The 16,618-nt window shown below is 68.5% G+C and carries 14 protein-coding genes; 2 read left to right on the forward strand and 12 right to left on the reverse strand.

Going from position 1 to position 16,618, the window contains the following annotated elements; all coding sequences use genetic code 11:
• Positions 1 to 33 precede the first annotated feature (33 nt).
• The 7 genes from IB230_RS08375 to IB230_RS08405 form a co-directional block, all read right to left on the reverse strand.
• A complete protein-coding gene (locus IB230_RS08375; protein ID WP_192270857.1) occupies positions 34 to 1,200 on the reverse strand; it encodes a septal ring lytic transglycosylase RlpA family protein in 1,167 nt (388 codons plus the stop codon).
• Positions 1,197 to 2,336, reverse strand: coding sequence for a lytic murein transglycosylase B (gene mltB / locus IB230_RS08380; RefSeq protein ID WP_192270859.1), 1,140 nt, complete (start codon positions 2,334 to 2,336; stop codon positions 1,197 to 1,199). The genes IB230_RS08375 and mltB overlap by 4 nt, the downstream gene beginning before the upstream one ends.
• A gap of 72 nt (positions 2,337 to 2,408) precedes the next feature.
• Complete coding sequence (gene rodA, locus IB230_RS08385) at positions 2,409 to 3,545, reverse strand: rod shape-determining protein RodA (RefSeq protein WP_192270860.1); 1,137 nt, start codon at positions 3,543 to 3,545, stop codon at positions 2,409 to 2,411.
• Positions 3,542 to 5,692 (reverse strand): penicillin-binding protein 2, encoded by a 2,151-nt coding sequence (gene mrdA / locus IB230_RS08390; RefSeq protein ID WP_192270862.1) that lies wholly within the window; start codon positions 5,690 to 5,692, stop codon positions 3,542 to 3,544. The genes rodA and mrdA overlap by 4 nt, the downstream gene beginning before the upstream one ends.
• Before the next feature lie 3 nt (positions 5,693 to 5,695).
• Entirely contained in the window at positions 5,696 to 6,181 is a 486-nt protein-coding gene (gene mreD / locus IB230_RS08395) for a rod shape-determining protein MreD (protein ID WP_192270864.1), read from the reverse strand.
• Positions 6,178 to 7,329 carry a rod shape-determining protein MreC gene (gene mreC / locus IB230_RS08400; RefSeq protein ID WP_192270866.1) on the reverse strand — a complete coding sequence of 384 codons (1,152 nt, stop codon included), beginning with the start codon at positions 7,327 to 7,329 and terminating at the stop codon, positions 6,178 to 6,180. Before mreC ends, mreD begins: the two co-directional genes overlap by 4 nt.
• A gap of 138 nt (positions 7,330 to 7,467) precedes the next feature.
• On the reverse strand, positions 7,468 to 8,514 hold the full coding sequence (locus IB230_RS08405) for a rod shape-determining protein (protein WP_192270868.1): 1,047 nt from the start codon (positions 8,512 to 8,514) through the stop codon (positions 7,468 to 7,470).
• Between the two features lie 318 nt (positions 8,515 to 8,832).
• Between IB230_RS08405 and IB230_RS08410 the strand changes: the two genes are divergently transcribed.
• On the forward strand, positions 8,833 to 9,765 hold the full coding sequence (locus IB230_RS08410) for a carbohydrate kinase family protein (protein WP_192270870.1): 933 nt from the start codon (positions 8,833 to 8,835) through the stop codon (positions 9,763 to 9,765).
• Positions 9,766 to 9,898: 133 nt separating this feature from the next.
• The gene (locus IB230_RS08415; protein WP_192270875.1) at positions 9,899 to 11,344 is read left to right on the forward strand and encodes a GGDEF domain-containing protein; all 1,446 of its coding nucleotides are present in this window, start codon (positions 9,899 to 9,901) and stop codon (positions 11,342 to 11,344) included.
• Between the two features lie 150 nt (positions 11,345 to 11,494).
• Here the strand turns inward: IB230_RS08415 and IB230_RS08420 are convergent, their stop codons facing one another.
• The 5 genes from IB230_RS08420 to ubiE form a co-directional block, all read right to left on the reverse strand.
• Positions 11,495 to 12,157, reverse strand: a complete 663-nt coding sequence (locus IB230_RS08420) for an HAD family hydrolase (RefSeq protein WP_192271410.1) — start codon at positions 12,155 to 12,157, stop codon at positions 11,495 to 11,497.
• Positions 12,154 to 12,879, reverse strand: a complete 726-nt coding sequence (locus IB230_RS08425) for a hypothetical protein (protein ID WP_192270878.1) — start codon at positions 12,877 to 12,879, stop codon at positions 12,154 to 12,156. Before IB230_RS08425 ends, IB230_RS08420 begins: the two co-directional genes overlap by 4 nt.
• An 11-nt stretch (positions 12,880 to 12,890) precedes the next feature.
• A complete protein-coding gene (locus tag IB230_RS08430; protein WP_192270879.1) occupies positions 12,891 to 13,868 on the reverse strand; it encodes an alpha/beta hydrolase in 978 nt (325 codons plus the stop codon).
• 3 nt (positions 13,869 to 13,871) lie between these two features.
• Entirely contained in the window at positions 13,872 to 15,785 is a 1,914-nt protein-coding gene (locus IB230_RS08435) for a M1 family metallopeptidase (RefSeq protein WP_192270881.1), read from the reverse strand.
• Between the two features lie 61 nt (positions 15,786 to 15,846).
• Positions 15,847 to 16,608 carry a bifunctional demethylmenaquinone methyltransferase/2-methoxy-6-polyprenyl-1,4-benzoquinol methylase UbiE gene (gene ubiE / locus IB230_RS08440; RefSeq protein WP_192270884.1) on the reverse strand — a complete coding sequence of 254 codons (762 nt, stop codon included), beginning with the start codon at positions 16,606 to 16,608 and terminating at the stop codon, positions 15,847 to 15,849.
• Positions 16,609 to 16,618 lie beyond the last annotated feature (10 nt).

A 16,618-nucleotide genomic window follows, 5' to 3' on the forward strand; every position in this document is an offset into this window, starting at 1 on the left:
GACGTAAAAAAACCGACGGACCGGTGCGCGCCGCTACTCGCGGACGATCTGCGGGCGACCGAAGCCCAGGCTGGCGATCCTGCCTGCCAGCGCCTCTGCCGATGCGGCATCCGCCGCGCCGACGCGCAGGCGCCACAGGGGGCGATCCGCACCGGGCACATCGCTGAGCCGCGCATCGGCGATGCCGGCGGCGGTCAGACGCGCCAGGGCGCGGTCGGCATTGTCGCGGCTGGAGAAACTGGCGACCTGCAGCTGCAGGGCAGGCGGCAGCGTGGCCACAGACGCCACGACGGCCGCCTGCGGCGAAGCAGGTGTCGCGGACGGCGCCGCCACTGAAGGCACCGCAGGCGCACCGGGCTTGCCTGATGCCACGCGCACGCCGTTGGCCTTCATCCATGCCTCGAAACCGGCGGCACTGGGCGCATCCCCGGGCTTGGCAGGGACGTGGTAACGCGCGGCGTCCTTCGGCAACTGGCCGACCAATTGGTCCATCGCCGATGACGAAGGCGCGGGCGCGGGCGCGGCGGCGAGCGTGCTGCCATCCGGCGTCAGCGCGCGCACTTCCACGCGACCGGTGCCGCGCTGGGTGATGCCCAGACGGACTGCGGCGGCGTAGCTGAGGTCGATCACGCGGCCTTCGTGGAACGGACCGCGATCATTCACCCGCACGACCACGGACTGCCCGTTGTCCAGGTTGGTGACCCGCGCGAAGCTCGGCAGTGGCAGCGATTTGTGCGCGGCGCTGTAGGCGTACATGTCGTACACCTCCTGGTTGGAGGTGCGGCGGCCATGGAACTTGTTACCATAGTAGGAAGCTGTGCCCTGCTCCACGTAGCCGTCGACGCGGTCGAGCACCTTGTACTGCTTGCCCAGCACCGAATACGGCGACTTGTTGCCCACGCGCGAGCGCGCTTCGGCGGTAACGACGGGTTCGCGGATGCAGTCCAGGTCGGGCACGTGGTCCGGGGTGGTGTCGGAGACGCCCGGCTTGTAGAGGCCGCCGGCGGTGTAGTCGCCGCGCGTGGACAGGTCTTCCTGCGCGGGTGCGTAACGCGAGCAGTCCTTGCCGGCGATGCCGGGCAAAGGCGTTGCCGGCGACGGACGGGTGATGCCCCCGGTCGATGGCGACGGCGACTTCTTCGGCGCCGTGCTGCACGCGGCCAGGGCCACCGCCAGTAGCGGCAGGACCAGCCACTTCATGCCGGCGGGATCTCGCGGCCCGCGATGGCCTGCGACAGCTGGTGCACCGCCATCGCGTACATCTTGGAATTGTTGTAACGGGTGATTGCGTAGTAGTTCTGGAAGCCCAGCCAGTACTGCTTGCCGTCGGCGCCATCCAGCTGCACCAGCGTCGCCGTCGCATCGGGCGCCACCGGCTCGAGCGGCCGGTAGCCTTTCTCGGCCAGCTGCGCCAGCGTGTAGTCCGGCGTCCACGTTTCCGGATTGAACTCGGCGAAACCGTCCTGCAGCTGCGCGCGTGCGACCACCGCACCGCCCGGGACCCAGCCGCCGCGCTCGCCGCCCTTCTTGCGGAAGTAGTTGGCGATCGACGCAAAGATGTCGGGATACGTGGTGAACAGGTCGCGGCGGCCGTCGCCGTTGCCGTCCACCGCGAATTCGCGGTAGCTGGACGGCATGAACTGGCCCAGCCCCATCGCACCGGCGTAGCTGCCGGTCAGCGAGGCGATGTCCAGGTTCTCCTCGCGGCCCAGTGCGAACAACTGCGCCAGCTCGTCGCGGAAGAACTGCTCGCGGCGGTGTTCATAGGCGGCGCGTTCGGGATTGCCGGTGCGCGGATAGCGGAACGCCAGCGTGTACAGCGCATCCAGCACCTTGTGCCGGCCGGTGAAGCCGCCGTAGTTGGTTTCCACACCGATGATCGAGACGATCACCTCGGCGGGCACGCCGTACTGCTGCTCGACGCGGGTCAGTTCGTCGCGATGCGCGGCGATGAACTTGCGGCCGCCATCGATGCGCGTCTGGGTGAGGAACCCGACGCGGTACTCGCTCCACGGCTTCACGCGTTCCGCGGGGCGCGACATCGCCGCGACCACGCTGTCGAGGAACTGCGCCTTAGCCAGCGTCGCCTCGATCTCGGCCGGTGCGATGCCGTACTTCGCCGCGGTGTCCTTCACGAACTGCGCGCGCGCAGTAGGGAAGTCGACCGGCTTCAGCGCTTCCGGCGGCACGTCGGCGACGCGTTCGACCGAGGTTTCGGCGGGCGTCGTCGATGCAGGTGTGGAAGGCGTCGCCGAAGCAGCCGGCGGCGGCGGTTGCGGTGTGGCACAGGACGCAAGGCCCAGCACCAGCAGACAGGAAAGTGCGTTTCGCATCATCGGCGCGAGGGTAGCACGCACCTTTCGCGGCAGGGTGAACAGCTCACGCGATGCAGACGTGAGGCGACGGACTCAGTAGCCATGCACCGGCCGGTGCGCGCGCACCGCCATCACCAGCCCCAGTCCCGCGAGCAGCGATACCGCCGACGTGCCCCCGTAGCTCAGCAGCGGCATCGGCACGCCGACCACCGGCAGCAGGCCCGACACCATGCCGCCGTTGACGATGACGTAGACGAACAGCGCCATGCCCAGCGTGCCGGCGATCAGCCGCGAATAGGTGTCGCGCGCATCCATCGCGATCCACAGGCAGCGACCGACGACGAACAGATAGAGCAGCAGCACCACCATCACGCCCACCCAGCCGAATTCTTCCGACAGCACCGAGAAGATGAAGTCGGTGGTGTGCTCGGGCAGGTAGTCCAGGTGCGATTGCGAGCCCTCGCCCCACCCCTTGCCGCTCCAGCCGCCGCCGCCGATGGCGATCTTCGACTGCAGGATGTTCCAGCCCGCACCGAGCGGGTCGTTCTCCGGGTCGCGGAAGGTCAGGATGCGGTTCTGCTGATACTCGCGCAGGAACGAGAACCACGAGATCGGTGCGAACATCACCAGGCCCACCGCCGTGCCGCCGACCACACCGGCGGTGATGAACCACCACCAAGACAGGCCGGCGAGATACAGGCCGAACACGCCGCTCGCCGCGACCAGCATGGCCGTGCCGAAGTCCGGCTGCAGCAGGATCAGGCCGGTCGGCAGCCCGATCAGCAACGCCGACACGATCGTGGTGCGCCAGCCCGGCGGCAAGGGTTCGCGGTGCAGGTACCACGCCAGCATCATCGGCAGCGCGATCTTCAGCAGTTCCGAAGGCTGCAGGTAGAAGAACTTCAGGTCGATCCAGTGCGCACCGTGCTTGCCGGTGCCGATGAACAGCACGAGCACCAGGGGCACCAGCGCCACGGCGAAGACACCCGGCGTCCATGCGCGCAACCGCACCGGCGTCACCCGCGACAGCGCCCACATCGCCACTAGGCCGACGCAGAAGCGCACGCCCTGCGCCAGCACCAGGCGATCGCCCAGCGCCTCGCCACCGGCGCTATACAGCACCGCCAGGCCGATCCCCATCAGCGCCAGCAACGCGCCCAGCAGCAGCCAGTCCACCGTGCGCAACAGGTGGCGCAGCAGGTCGAAGCCCCAGCGCAGCAGGTCGGTCATGCCGGTGCCCCCGGTGCGCGCTTAAGCCCCTCTCCCGCCGGGAGAGGGGTTGGGGAGAGGGTCTGGAAAGGCGCGATGGCCGGCAAAGAAGAAGAGCGCGGCGCGAGCGCGGCCGAGTTGTTGGAACTCGTACCCACACGACCTTCGTTGCCCCTCACCCCAACCCCTCTCCCGGGGGGAGAGGGGCTCGTGCCCTGGCTCGGATTCGCGCCCTGCGTCGGATTCGCCTGCGGCACCGTCGTCGGCGCAGCAGGCGTCGGCGTCACACCCGCGGGCGCGGCAGGCGCGGCTTCCTCGCCTTCCTTCTCCGGCATCTTGCCCAGCAGGTAGGCATCGAAGATCTTGCGCGCCATCGGGCCGGCGGTGCTGCCGCCGTAACCGCCGCCTTCCACGGCGATGGCGATCGCGATGGTCGGGTTGTCGGCCGGCGCGAAGCCGACGAACAGCGAGCGGTGGCGCAGGTGCATCGGCAGGCTGCGCGGGTCGACCGCGGCCGTGCCGCGACGACTGATCACCTGCGCGGTGCCGGTCTTGCCCGCCATCAGGTACGGCGCACCCAGCGCGGTACGCCAGCCGGTACCGCCGGGCTGCATGGTGTCCTGCATGCCGAGCCGTACCACCTCCACGTTCGCCGGATTGGGGCTGATCGCGATCGGTGCGGGCTGCGGCATCGGTTCCCACGGGCGGTCGAAACCGACACGCGCTTCGCTGACCAGGTGCGGGCGCCGCATCTGCCCGTTGGCGATGCCGGCCGTGGCGCGCACCAGCTGCAATGGGGTGACCTTCCAGTCGCCCTGGCCGATGGCGACGTTGACGGTGTCGCCGGGATACCAGCGCTCCTTGCGCGCCTTCAGCTTGGCCGCCGGCGACGGCAGGATGCCGCCGATCTCGCCGCGCAGGTCCACGCCGGTCGGCTGGCCGAAGCCGTAATGCTCCATGTAGTCGTCGAACTGCGCGATGCCCAGGTCCAGCGCGAGCCGGTAGTAGTACGTGTTCACCGACTGCGAGATCGACTTGCGCAGGTTGGTCACGCCATGGCCGCGCCGGCTGGCGTCGCCCCAGCCGCGGCTGGTGCCCGGCAGATAGAACATGCCGGTGGAGACGACCGAGTCTTCCGGCTTACGCTTGCCGCTGTCCAGTCCGGCCAGCGCGATCAGCGGCTTCAGCGTCGAACCCGGCGCCACGCCGCCCAGCACGAGGCGATTGAACTGCGGTCGCGACGGATTGTCGTTGAGCAGCTTGAAGTCCTTGCTCGAGATGCCGTTGACGAACAGGTTGGGGTCGTAGCTCGGCAGGCTGACCATCGCCAGGATTTCGCCGGTGCGCGGATCGACGGCGATCGCCGAGCCTTCCAGCTCGCCGAAGGAATCGACGATGGCCTGCTGCAGCTTGGCGTCCACGCTCAGCCGCAGATCCGTGCCCGCCTGCGCTGGCACGCGACCGACCACGCGCAGCGCGCGGCCTTCCACGTTGGTCTCGACCTTCTCGTAGCCGATCTTCCCGCGCAGTTGTTCGTCGTAGTAGCGCTCCAAGCCGGTCTTGCCGATGTGGGTCAGCGCCGAGTTGATCTCGCCCAGCGTTTCCAGGTCCTTCTCGTCCACGCGGCCGACGTAGCCGACGATGTGCGCGAACAGTTCGCCGTACGGATAGCGGCGGGTGAGGTACGGCACCAGCTCCACGCCGGGATAGCGCCAGCGGTCGACCGCGAAACGCGCCATCTCCTCCTCGCTGACGCGCAGCTTCAGCGTGATCGGGCGGAAGCCGCGCGTGGCCTTTCGCGTGGCCTCGAAGCGTTCGATGTCCTCGGGCGAGAGGTCGATGATCTTCGCCAGGTCGGCGACCAGCTTCACCGGTTCCTTGACCTTGTCGGGGGTCACGTCGAGGCGGAACGCAGGGACGTTCTCCGCCAGCAGCAGGCCGTTGCGGTCGTAGATGGTGCCGCGGCCGGGCACGACCGGCCGCGGGCGGATGCGGTTGGCTTCCGAACGCGTGGCGTAGTCGGCATGGTCGATGACCTGCAGCTTGAAGTACCAGGCGCCCAGGCCCAGCAGGCAGAGCGCCACCACGACGAAGCCGGTCACCGCGCGGCGGCGGAACTGATCGGCTTCGGCATGCGGATTCTTGCCGCGCCGGCGGTGTCCGATCATCGCTCAGCCCCGCCGGCGGCGACCCAGCCGCAGGGCGTCCATCAGCACGAACAGCGGCGGCCAGAACAGCATGCCCAGCAGCGGCGCCCACCAGTACTGCCACGGCAGCGTGGGCTCGCCCAGCGCCAGGTGCACCACCGTGGTGACGATGCGGTCGTTGAGCAGCAGGCCGCCGATCGCCAGCGCCTGCTGCGACATCGGGAAGAAGCGCAGCCGCGCACGGAAGCGCTGCAGGATGAAGGCCATGATCAGCAGGCGCAGCGCCTGTTCGCCCAGCAGCGTGCCGAACATCAGGTCGGCGACCAGGCCGACGATCACGGCGAACCCGAGGCCCGCGCTGTCCGGCGCCTCGATCACCCAGTACGCCACCACCAACGCCAGCCAGTACGGCCGCAGCGGCTGCAGCAGGTCGGGCAGCGGCAGCAGGCCCAGCAATAGGGCCAGCAGCAGGCTCAGCGGCATCAGCCAGCCGGTGCGCGCGCGGCTCATCGTTGCGGCTCCGTTGACGGTGGCGTCGAAGCCGGTGCGTTCGGCCCCTCTCCCGCCGGGAGAGGGGTTGGGGTGAGGGTCGGGACGTTTGCAGGGCGTGGCGCTTGCGGGGAAACGGTCGCAGGCGCGGTTCCCGTTCCCGGCGTTGCACTATTCCCACCTTCGTTGCCCCTCACCCCAACCCCTCTCCCGGCGGGAGAGGGGCTCTGGGTCGTCGGCGCGGCAGGCGGCACCTGCTCACCCGGCTCCTGTACTGGAGCGGTGCTCTCAGGCAGGAACCGGCTCGGATCCGGCGGCGGCAAGGGCAGCGGCGGCGCGGACTTCAGCAGCAGCACGTCGCGGCCCCGGTCCAGGCGGGCGGCCGGGGTAACGTCGCCGACCAGGAAGGCGTGACTGTCGTCCGGCCGCAGCGCGGCGATCGTGCCGACCGGGAAGCCGGCCGGGAAACGGCCGCCCAAGCCCGAGGTCACCAGTACGTCGCCCACTTCCACGCCGCTGTTGAGCGGCACGTCGGCCAGTTCCAGCAGGTCGCTGCGGCCACGGCCGTAGACGATCAGGCGCACGCCGTTGCGCGCGACCACGACCGGGACGGCGTGGTCCGGATCGGTCAGCAGCAGCACGGTGGAATGGACTGGCGTGGTCTCGATGATCTGGCCCATCAGGCCACCGGCATCGATGACCGACTGGCCGACCAGCGCGCCGGCGCGACTACCCGCATCCAGCACCAATCGCTGGCGACCGGGCGCCAGGTCGATGTCGAGGATCGGCGCCAACTGCACGTCGAGGCCGCGCGAGGTCTTCACGCCGAGCAGCGCGCGCAGCTGGGCGTTGTCGGCCGCGGCCGTCTGCAGCCGGGCGAGCCGGGCGTTGGCGACCAGCATGTCGTTGCGCAGGCGCTGGTTCTCTTCGATCAGGCCGGTGCGGGTGGCCGCATCGTCCTGCACGCGGGTCGTCACACGGCCCGGCAGGCCCGCCACCCACCACAGCGGCTGGGTGACCACGTTGGCCTGCGCCCGCAATTGCGACAACCAGCCGCCGCGGTGGTCGAGGATCACCAGGGCGATGGTCAGCGCCAGGTAGCCCAGCAGCCGCAGCGTGCTGGCGACTTCTCCGCGGGTGGCGACAGGAGGACCGGCGTAGGAAGGCACGTCAGGGCCGAAGGGAGGTGGATCGGAAGGGAACGCCCGGCAAGGGCGCGGCGCGGAGGAGCTTCAGCGTGCCCGCAACGGCATCGGGGCGTCGGAGCGGCGTGGCCGCTCCCGTTCGCCGATGCCGGATGTCTGGCTTCATTCCGGCGCGAAGAACTCGTTGCCGTGCATGTCGACCAGCTCCAGCGCGCGGCCACCGCCACGGGCCACGCAGGTCAGCGGATCGTCCGCCACCTGCACGTGCAGGCCGGTTTCCTCGCTGATCAGGCGGTCCAGGTCGCGCAGCAGGGCGCCGCCACCGGTCAGCACGATGCCGCGCTCGGCGACGTCGGCACACAGTTCCGGCGGGGTCTGCTCCAGCGCCAGCTTGACCGCGCTGACGATGCCGGACAGCGGCTCGTGCAGCGCTTCCAGCACCTCGTTGGAGTTGATCTTGATCATCTTCGGCACGCCCTCGGCGAGGTTGCGGCCGGAGATCTCCATCTCCTGCACGTCCGCCTGCGGGTAGGCGCAGCCGATCTCCAGCTTGATGCGCTCGGCGGTGGCTTCGCCGATCAGCATGCCGTGGTTGCGGCGCACGTAGTTGGTGATGAATTCGTCGAAGCGGTCGCCACCGATGCGGACCGACTGCGAGTAGACGATGCCGTTCAGCGAGATCACGGCCACCTCGGTGGTGCCGCCGCCGATGTCGATGACCATCGAGCCGCGCGCCTCGGTCACCGGCATGCCGGCGCCGATCGCGGCCGCCATCGGCTCCTCGATCAGGTAGACGTCGCGGGCGCCGGCCTCCTCGGCCGACTCCTTGATCGCGCGGCGCTCCACCTGGGTGCTGCCAGCAGGCACGCAGACCAGCACGCGCGGGCTGGGGCGCAGGAAGCGGGACTTGTGCACCTTCTTGATGAAGTACTTCAGCATCGCCTCGGTGTAGGTGAAGTCGGCGATCACGCCGTCCTTCATCGGGCGGATGGTGGTGATGTGGCCGGGGGTACGGCCCAGCATCTGCTTGGCCTCGGCGCCGACTGCGGCGACCGAGCGCGAGCCGCCGATGGCGCGGTCCTGGCGCACCGCCACGACCGACGGCTCGTTCAGCACGATGCCCTGCCCGCGCACGTAGATCAGGGTGTTGGCCGTGCCCAGATCGATGGACAGGTCGTTGGAGAACATGCCGCGGAGCTTCTTGAACATCGGGGGACGGGTTCCTGCTGGGGGCTGGAAAATCGCGCGGGGCTGGCGATTTTTTGGGCAAAAAACAAGTCGGCTAGCCTAACAATCCGGCATGGAGCGGGCAAGGAAAAATCTCGTGAATCCGCGGGGAAAAACGCCGTTCGCAGCGCGCATGCACAACGTTCGACGGCGCCGCCCCGCAGGCGGGCGCTCCCGATCAAGACTGGCCGCCGGCCGGCCCAGCCGGTAACCTTCGCACCGGCGCGCCGGGAATGGGGCGCACGTCCCGCTTTTCCTGCGGCCCGGGACGGCCGCTTCCGTCTCCAGCCGAGTCTGCCGATGTCCGCACTGATCTGTGGTTCCCTTGCCTACGACACCATCATGGTGTTCCCGGACCAGTTCAAGAACCACATCCTGCCGGACAAGGTGCACATCCTGAACGTGTCGTTCCTGGTGCCGCGCATGCGCCGCGAGTTCGGCGGCTGCGCCGGCAACATCGCCTACAACCTGAAGCTGCTGGGCGGCGATCCGATCCCGATGGCGACCGTGGGCCAGGATTTCGGTCCTTACCGCGAGCATTTCGTCGAGCAGGGCATCAATCTCGACCAGGTGAAGGTGATCGACGAGCTGTTCACCCCGCAGGCGTTCATCACCACCGACCACGACAACAACCAGATCACCGCGTTCCATCCCGGCGCGATGATGCGCAGCTACGAGAACCATGTGAAGGACGTGCCGGGCGTGACGTTCGGCATCGTCAGCCCGGACGGACGCGAGGGCATGATCCAGAACGCCGCCGAATTCGCCGAGGCCGGCATCCCCTTCATCTTCGATCCGGGCCAGGCGATGCCGCTGTTCAACGGCGAGGAGCTGCGCCATTTCATCGAACTGGCCAACTACGTGACCGTCAACGACTACGAGTCCAACCTGCTGCAGGAACGCACGGGCTGGAGCGAGGCCGACATCGTCAAGCGCGTGAAGGCCTACATCACCACCCGCGGCCCGCACGGCTCGCAGATCCACACCCCCGAGAAGACCTACGACATCCCGCCGGCGCACGAGCGCCGCGTGACCGATCCGACCGGTTGCGGCGACGCCTTCCGCGCGGGCCTGATCTTCGGCATCGAGAAGGGCTACGACTGGCTGACCATCGGACGCATGGGCAACCTGATGGGCGCGCTGAAGGTCGAGCACCCGGGCACGCAGAACCAGCGCTTCGATTTCGACGGATTCAACGAGCAGTTCAAGCAGCAGTTCGGCTACGCGCTGTAAGCCTGCCGCGCTTCCATACGGTCCGGGCGGCCGGACACTTGCACGACGGTCATCCCCCTGGCGTAAGGTAAGTCCCGGGGGAACGGGATCCGCGATCGCGCACCCTCATGCAGTCGTACTTCGCAGGGGCAGCATGGTCGCGCAACATCGGCAATCCATTCCGCAGGACGCGCGCGTCCCGTCGCCCCCGGTGCCCACGGCTCGCCAGCTGCTCCTGCAGGCCCTGCTGGTCGTCGCCGTCGTCTTCCTTGCCTGCGGCCTCGGCATCCTGACCCGGCCAGAGCACCAGCTGGCGGCCTTCTGGCCGACCAACGCGCTGCTGCTGGGACTGTTCGCCCGTCGCCCCGCCCTCGCCTCCCCGGCCGGCTGGGCCGCCGCCGCCCTCGGGTATGTCGCGGCCGACCTGCTGACCGGCAGCTCGCTGCCGACCACCCTGCGCCTGACCGCCGCCAACCTGGCTGGCGTGGCCGCCGGCTTCCTGGTCTTCCAGCGGGTGCGCCACGAGGACCGGCAGCTGCAGCATCCGCTGTCGATGCTGTCGGTACTGGCGGTGTCCGCCGCCGCGGCCCTCGCGGCGGGACTTGCTGGCAGCCTCAGTTCTTCCATGAAGCTGGGCTTCCTGACGACCAGCGGGTTCTGGTTCTCGGCCGAGCTTGTCTGTTACGTCGCCATCCTGCCGGTGGTGTTGTTGGCCCCGGCGCCGTCGACGCTGCCGCAGGTGCTGCGCGAGCGGCTTGCCCGCCTGCGGCGGCACCCGCGTACCGTGCTGCCGCTGCTGGCGTTGTTGCTGACGATCCTGCTCGGCGTGGTGATCGGGGGCCCGGGGGCCATCGCCTTCCCCGTGCCCGCGCTGTTGTGGTGCGCGCTGGCCTACCGCCTCTTCACCACGGCCCTGGTCACCCTGCTGTTGTGCATGTGGACGCTGATCGCGATCGCCACCGGCGTCATCGACCTGCAGCTCCGGGACGACGGTCCGTTGCCGGTGATTTCACTGCGGATGGGCATGGCACTGCTGGCGGTGGCGCCCCTGACCGTGGCCAGCGTCAACGCGGCGCGCAACCGCCTGCTGGCCACGCTCAACCACGCCGCCGACCACGACGCGCTGACCGGCACGTTGAACCGGAGCGCGTTCATGCGCCGAGGCCGCGAACTGGCCGAGCATGCGCAGGCGACAGGCAGGCCCGTCGTCGCGATGATGCTGGATATCGACCACTTCAAGTCGGTCAACGATCGCCACGGACATGCCGCCGGCGATGCCGTGCTGACGATTTTCGCCCAGCGTATGCGCGAGCATCTGCGCCAGGATGGCCTGTTCGGGCGGTTCGGTGGCGAGGAGTTCGCGGTGTTGCTGCCGGACCTGGACACCGACGACGCAAGCACCGTCGCCGAGCGCCTGCGCCATCTGGCCAGCGAACCGATCCCACTGAACGATGGCCGCATGCTCGACGTCACTGTCAGTGTCGGCCTGGCTTCCCTGTCATCGCCGATGCGGGTGGACACGCTGGAGCAGTTGCTCAGCCAGGCCGACGCCGCGCTCTACCGCGCGAAGGCGATGGGTCGGAACAGGGTGATCGCCTAGCGATCGTCCACACCCTTGAGACCCGCCCGGCATGCCGGTGCCCCATGGACGAACCGCCTCGTGGGACGGTGCGGCGCCGGGCAGCCGAAGCGCCACCCCCGGCAGCCGCAGGATAGCCTGCTCGCGGGCTGCGGCGGGGTGATGCGCGCTTCACTCCACGCGGTCGCGTTGGCCGCCTTCCACCTGCGTGGGGCCGAGTCCCGCCAGGATCGTCGCGCAATCGGCCAAGCGCCACGTGGCCTGCGTCGACCACGTCTCTTCCCTGCAGTTCACCAGCACGGTCCGCGTGCCGGCAGCGATGCCGCACTCGATGTCGAAGCGGTAATCCCCGACCATCACCATCTGCGCCGGCGGCACGTTCCAGCGCGCCGCGAAGTAGTGCAGGCCGTCCGGCGCGGGCTTGGGCGCCGCTTCGTCGCGCCCGATGATGTCGGCCTCGTCGAACACGTCGGCCAGTCCGATGGTCGCCAGCGTCACCCAGGCCAGTTCGCGCGCATTGCGGGTAAGGATACCGAGACGACAGCCCCGCGCATGCAGGGCGCGCACCAGTGCGACCGCACCTGCGGCGGCCGTCGCTGCTTCGGCCAGGCCACGCTCGTGCCGCATCAGCCACGCGCGCTTGTCCTGCGCCTCACTCGCCGGCAACGCCGCCAGATGGGCCAGGATGTCGTCTTCCAGCGGGATGTCCAGCGCGCGCCGTATTAGCACGAAATCATGCACCGCTTCGGTCAGCGTGCCATCCAGATCGAACACCCAGTGGCGCAGCGCCGACAGCGACGGCGCATCGACACCCGTCGCCGACACCGCGATCAGTCCCAGCCAGGCATCTGGCTGCCATCCAGTCCACCGGTTTCGAACACCGCCTTGCGCGGGCTGCCATCCTTCACCAGGAACTCGACTTCAAGCACCTTGGTCTTGCGCACGAGGCGCCACAGGGCCTTGTTGTCGTCGATGAACATCGCCGTGGCTTCGTCGGTGTCAGGACGATGTGCGGCCATGCGCTTCGGTGCCGCCCCGTCGGCCACCACCGTCACCTGGCAGCGGCTGTAGCACGCCTTGGCGAAGTCGCTGGCCTGCAGCACCAGGTAGCTGCTGCGCTTCCACTCCGGGTGATCGCGGAACACCAGCTGCACCGGCTTGGCGCCGGTGCCGTCCACGTCCACCGGTTCCTTGCTGTAGATCATCGCCGAACGCTGGCTGCCGCCACCGATCGCCACCTGTGCATAGGCCCACAGCGCTTCCATCCTGCGCTGGTCGCGCACCGCCTCGGCCTTGCCCTTCACCTCGTCGAGCGTCGGGCCGATGCGCGTGGCCGCCGTGCTCTGCGGGTACTGGTCGAGCAGCGCGACGCCGTGGATGCGCGCCATGTCCCAGTCGCCGGAGGCCGCCGCACTGTCGTACTTCTTCGCCAGTTCATCGGCCTGCTGCTCGATGGCAGCCGCCTGGGCCGCGGCGGCGGCGGCGCGTTCGGCCTCGCGGTCGCCGCAGGCCGACACGGCCAGCGCGCAGGCGATCGCCAGCAACAGGGGTTTCATTGCGTTCTTCTTCATCGTGAGGCGCCTCGCTGGATCAACTGGGCGACCGCAGCCGCCACGTCGTCGGGTTTTTCCATGATGGACATGTGGCCGCAACCGTCCAGTGAAACCTGGATCGCCTGCGGTATCTGTTTGGCGTACAGCGCCATCGCGCTGGGGTCGATCACGCGGTCCTGCCGGCACCACAGCAGCAGCGTGGGTTGCCGGATCGAAGCGGCCCTCTCGCCGGGCAGGAAGCGCTCGTCGCTGCGGCCGATGCGGTCCAGCACCCGCTGCTCGAACGGCGCCTGTGCGATACGCCAGTCGATCACGGCCTTCGACGCTGGCCATGGAATGGCGGGCTGCGCGGCGCGATCGTGGAAGACGGTGTCGAGGTAGCGCTGCAGCGAAGTGGCATCGTGGACCGCGAACGGATTCTGCCCCTCCAGCACCTCGATGCCGAAGGCGTTGTCGTTGAAGCGCACGCCCGCGGCGTCGATCAGGGCCACGCGTGCGACCAGCTCGGGGTGCTCCGCGGCGGTGATCGCGACGATGCCGCCGCCCATAGAATGGCCAAGCAGCACGATGGGGCTGCCATCGCGGCGGATCGCGCGCAGGAAATCCGCCAGCCGTGCAGCCTGCGCCTTGAACCCATAGTCCGCCCCGTCGATGCGCTGGCTTTCGCCCCAACCGGGCAGGTCCGGGATCACCAGTCGGTAACGGTCGCGCAACCGCGCCGCCAGCGGATACCAGTTCTCCTTGCTGCCGGTGAAGCCGTGCACCATCACCACCGTCGGCGCGGTGGGATCCTTCGCCTCGCGTTCGTCGTAGGCCCAACGATGGTCATCGACGACCACGCGACGCTCCACCAGTCCCGCCCACCAGCCCTGCACCGCCATGCCGTTGCGCAGCGGCACCATCGGATCGCGCCAGATCCACACGGCCAGCACGCAAACAAGAACGGCCGCCACCAGGGCGACCGTCCGTGTGCGGGTGAGGCGCAACGCCATGCGTTACGGACTTGCCGGCGCCTTCGCCAGCAGCGCCTCGACCGATCCGGTCGTGATCGGGTGGTAGCCCGGCTTGGCGCGCGCGAAGCTTTCCTTCGCCAACGCCAGGCCTTCCGGCGTCTTCACCAGTTCCTCGTAGATCGGCATGATCAGCTTGCGGCGGCCGACGCGCTCGATGAACTTGGCGATCTCAGGCTGCGCATCGACATAGCCGCTGCGGATCGTCAGCGGATACCAGCGCATCGCGATCTCGCCGTTGGCCGTGCCGGTGAAGTGGTAGGCATCATCCAGCTGCTTAAGCTGTTCGACCGTCAGCGTCTGGCCCATGCCCTCGAGGAAATGCACCCACTGCTGGGTCACCCAGGCACTGGTCAGCTGCGCATTCGGCAGCTGGCCACTGCCCTGCCAGGCGATGCGCGCGGTATCGGTGTTGGAGAAGCCACGCGACTGCACCTGCGGCGCGTTGGCCGGGATGCCCGTGCCGTACACCCAGGCCTGGATCTCGGCGTCGGTGACCAGGTTGGGATGCTTGTCCAGCAGGTTCTTCTTCGCGTAGTCGAGGAACTGCTCGGTGGTGATGCTCTGGAAGGCGAAGTGGTCGAAGTAGCCGCGCAGGAAGGCGTCGAACTCCTGCCGGCCGAAACGCTCCTCCAGGAACTGCAGGAACCACGCGCCCTTGTCGTACGACACCGCACTCAGCGCGTCATCGGCATCCAGCTGCGTGCCCGGCTTGACCGCCAGCGACTGGGTCGCTTCCGGCATCGTGCCGATTTCCTTCTTCAGGCTGTTGCGGGCGATGGAGTACTCCATGCTCGCGGTTTCCTTGCCGTACAGCGCCTCGACGATGCGGTTCTCCACGTAACTCGTGAAGCCTTCGTTGAGCCAGCCGTGCTTGGCGCTGGAGAAGGTCACCAGGTTGCCCGACCAGCTGTGCGCCAGTTCATGCGCGATCAGCGAGACCAGCGTCTTGTCGCCGACGATCACGGTGGGCGTGATGAAGCTCAGGCGCGGGTTTTCCATGCCGCCGTACGGGAACGAGGGCGGCAGCACCAGCATGTCGTAACGGTCCCAGCGGTAGGGGCCGTACAGCTGCTCGGTGGCGGCGATCATCTTCTCGGTGTCTTCGAACTCCTTGGTCGCGCGGTCGACCATCGCCGGCTCGGCCCATACGCCGCTGCGCGCGGAGATCGGCTTGAACACCAGGTCGCCGGCGGCGATCGCCATCAGGTACGACGGGATCTTCTGCGGCATCTTGAAGCTGTAGTCGCCGTCGCGTGCGGCGGCCGGGTCGTTGTCGGCGCTCATCAGCACCATCACGTCCGGACGCGAGGTCACGTGCGCGCTGTAGGTGTAGCGCACCTGCGGCGTGTCCTGCAGCGGCACCCAGCTGCGCGCGTGGATCTGCTGCGACTGGCTGAACATGAAGGGCAGCTGCTTGCCTTCGGTCATTTCCGGCGTCAGCCACTGCAGGCCCGAGGCCTCGGGCGAGCTGGTGTAGGTGACCTTGACCTTGGCGTTGCGGGCCGGCGTCTCGATGGTCAGCTTGCTGCCCAGCACCGCGTCCTTGTCGGCCAGCGCGTACTGCAGCGGCGCCCAGGCGCCGTTGGCTTCGCCTTCGACCTTGGCGATGGTCAGATCGCGCGTGTCCAGCACCAGCTGGGTGGCGGCCTTGTCCTTCCAGTCCAGCGTGTAGGTCGCGGTGCCGCCGATGGTCTTGGCGTCGAAGTCGACCGCGATATCCAGCGCCAGGTCGTCGATGGCGACCTTGCGCGGTTCGGCGTAGGAGTGCTCGTCCTGATCGACGGGCGCTTCGACGGCGGGCGGGGGCGTGGCGGCCACGGGAGCGGGTTCGGGTTCCTTGGAACAACCGGCCGCCAGCACGGCGGCGCAGGACAACAGCAAAGCCAGAGAACGCATCAGGGGACTTCCAGCGCTACGGGGGAAGTGCCCAGTTTACCGCGCCGGGGCCCGGCCGCCCCTAGACCTTGTAGCCGGTATGGATCGCGACGATGCCGGCGGACAGGTTCTTGTAGCTGGTCCGGGCGAAGCCGGCCTCGTCCATCATGCCCTGCAGTTCGGCCTGCGGAGGATGCTGGCGGATGCTTTCGGCCAGGTACTGGTAGCTGCCGGCGTCCTGGGCGAACAGCTGGCCCAGCTTCGGCAGCACCTTGAACGAATGGAAGTCGTACACCGGCTTGAACCAGTCCACCGTGACCTCGGAGAACTCCAGCACGCGTGCCTGGCCGCCGACCTTCAGCACACGGTGCATGTCGCGCAGCGCGGCGGCCTTGTCGGTGACGTTGCGCAGGCCGAAGGCGATCGTGACCAGGTCGAAGCTGGCGTCCGGGAAGGGCAGCGCCTCGGCGTTGCACTGCACGTATTCCAGGCCCTGCACCACGCCGCGGTCGGTCATACGGTCGCGACCGACCGACAGCATGCCGGCGTTGATGTCGCCCAGCACGATCTGGCCGGTGTCGCCCACCCGATCCTTCAGCAGCGCGGCGATGTCGCCGGTGCCGCCCGCCAGATCGAGCACCCGGTCGCCGCGCTTCACCTGGCAGGTGCCGACGAAGTAGCGCTTCCAGACCCGATGGATGCCGAGGCTCATCAGGTCGTTCATCAGGTCGTACTTGCCGGCCACCGAGGTGAAGACCTCGCCGACGAGCTTCTGCTTGTCCTTGGCGGCGACGTCGCGGAAGCCGAAATGGGTGGTGCCGCGTTCGTAGGGGGATTCGCTCATGGCCGGATTA

The organism is Pseudoxanthomonas sp. PXM01, from assembly GCF_014851815.1.
In the GTDB taxonomy this organism is placed as follows: Bacteria; Pseudomonadota; Gammaproteobacteria; order Xanthomonadales; family Xanthomonadaceae; genus Pseudoxanthomonas_A.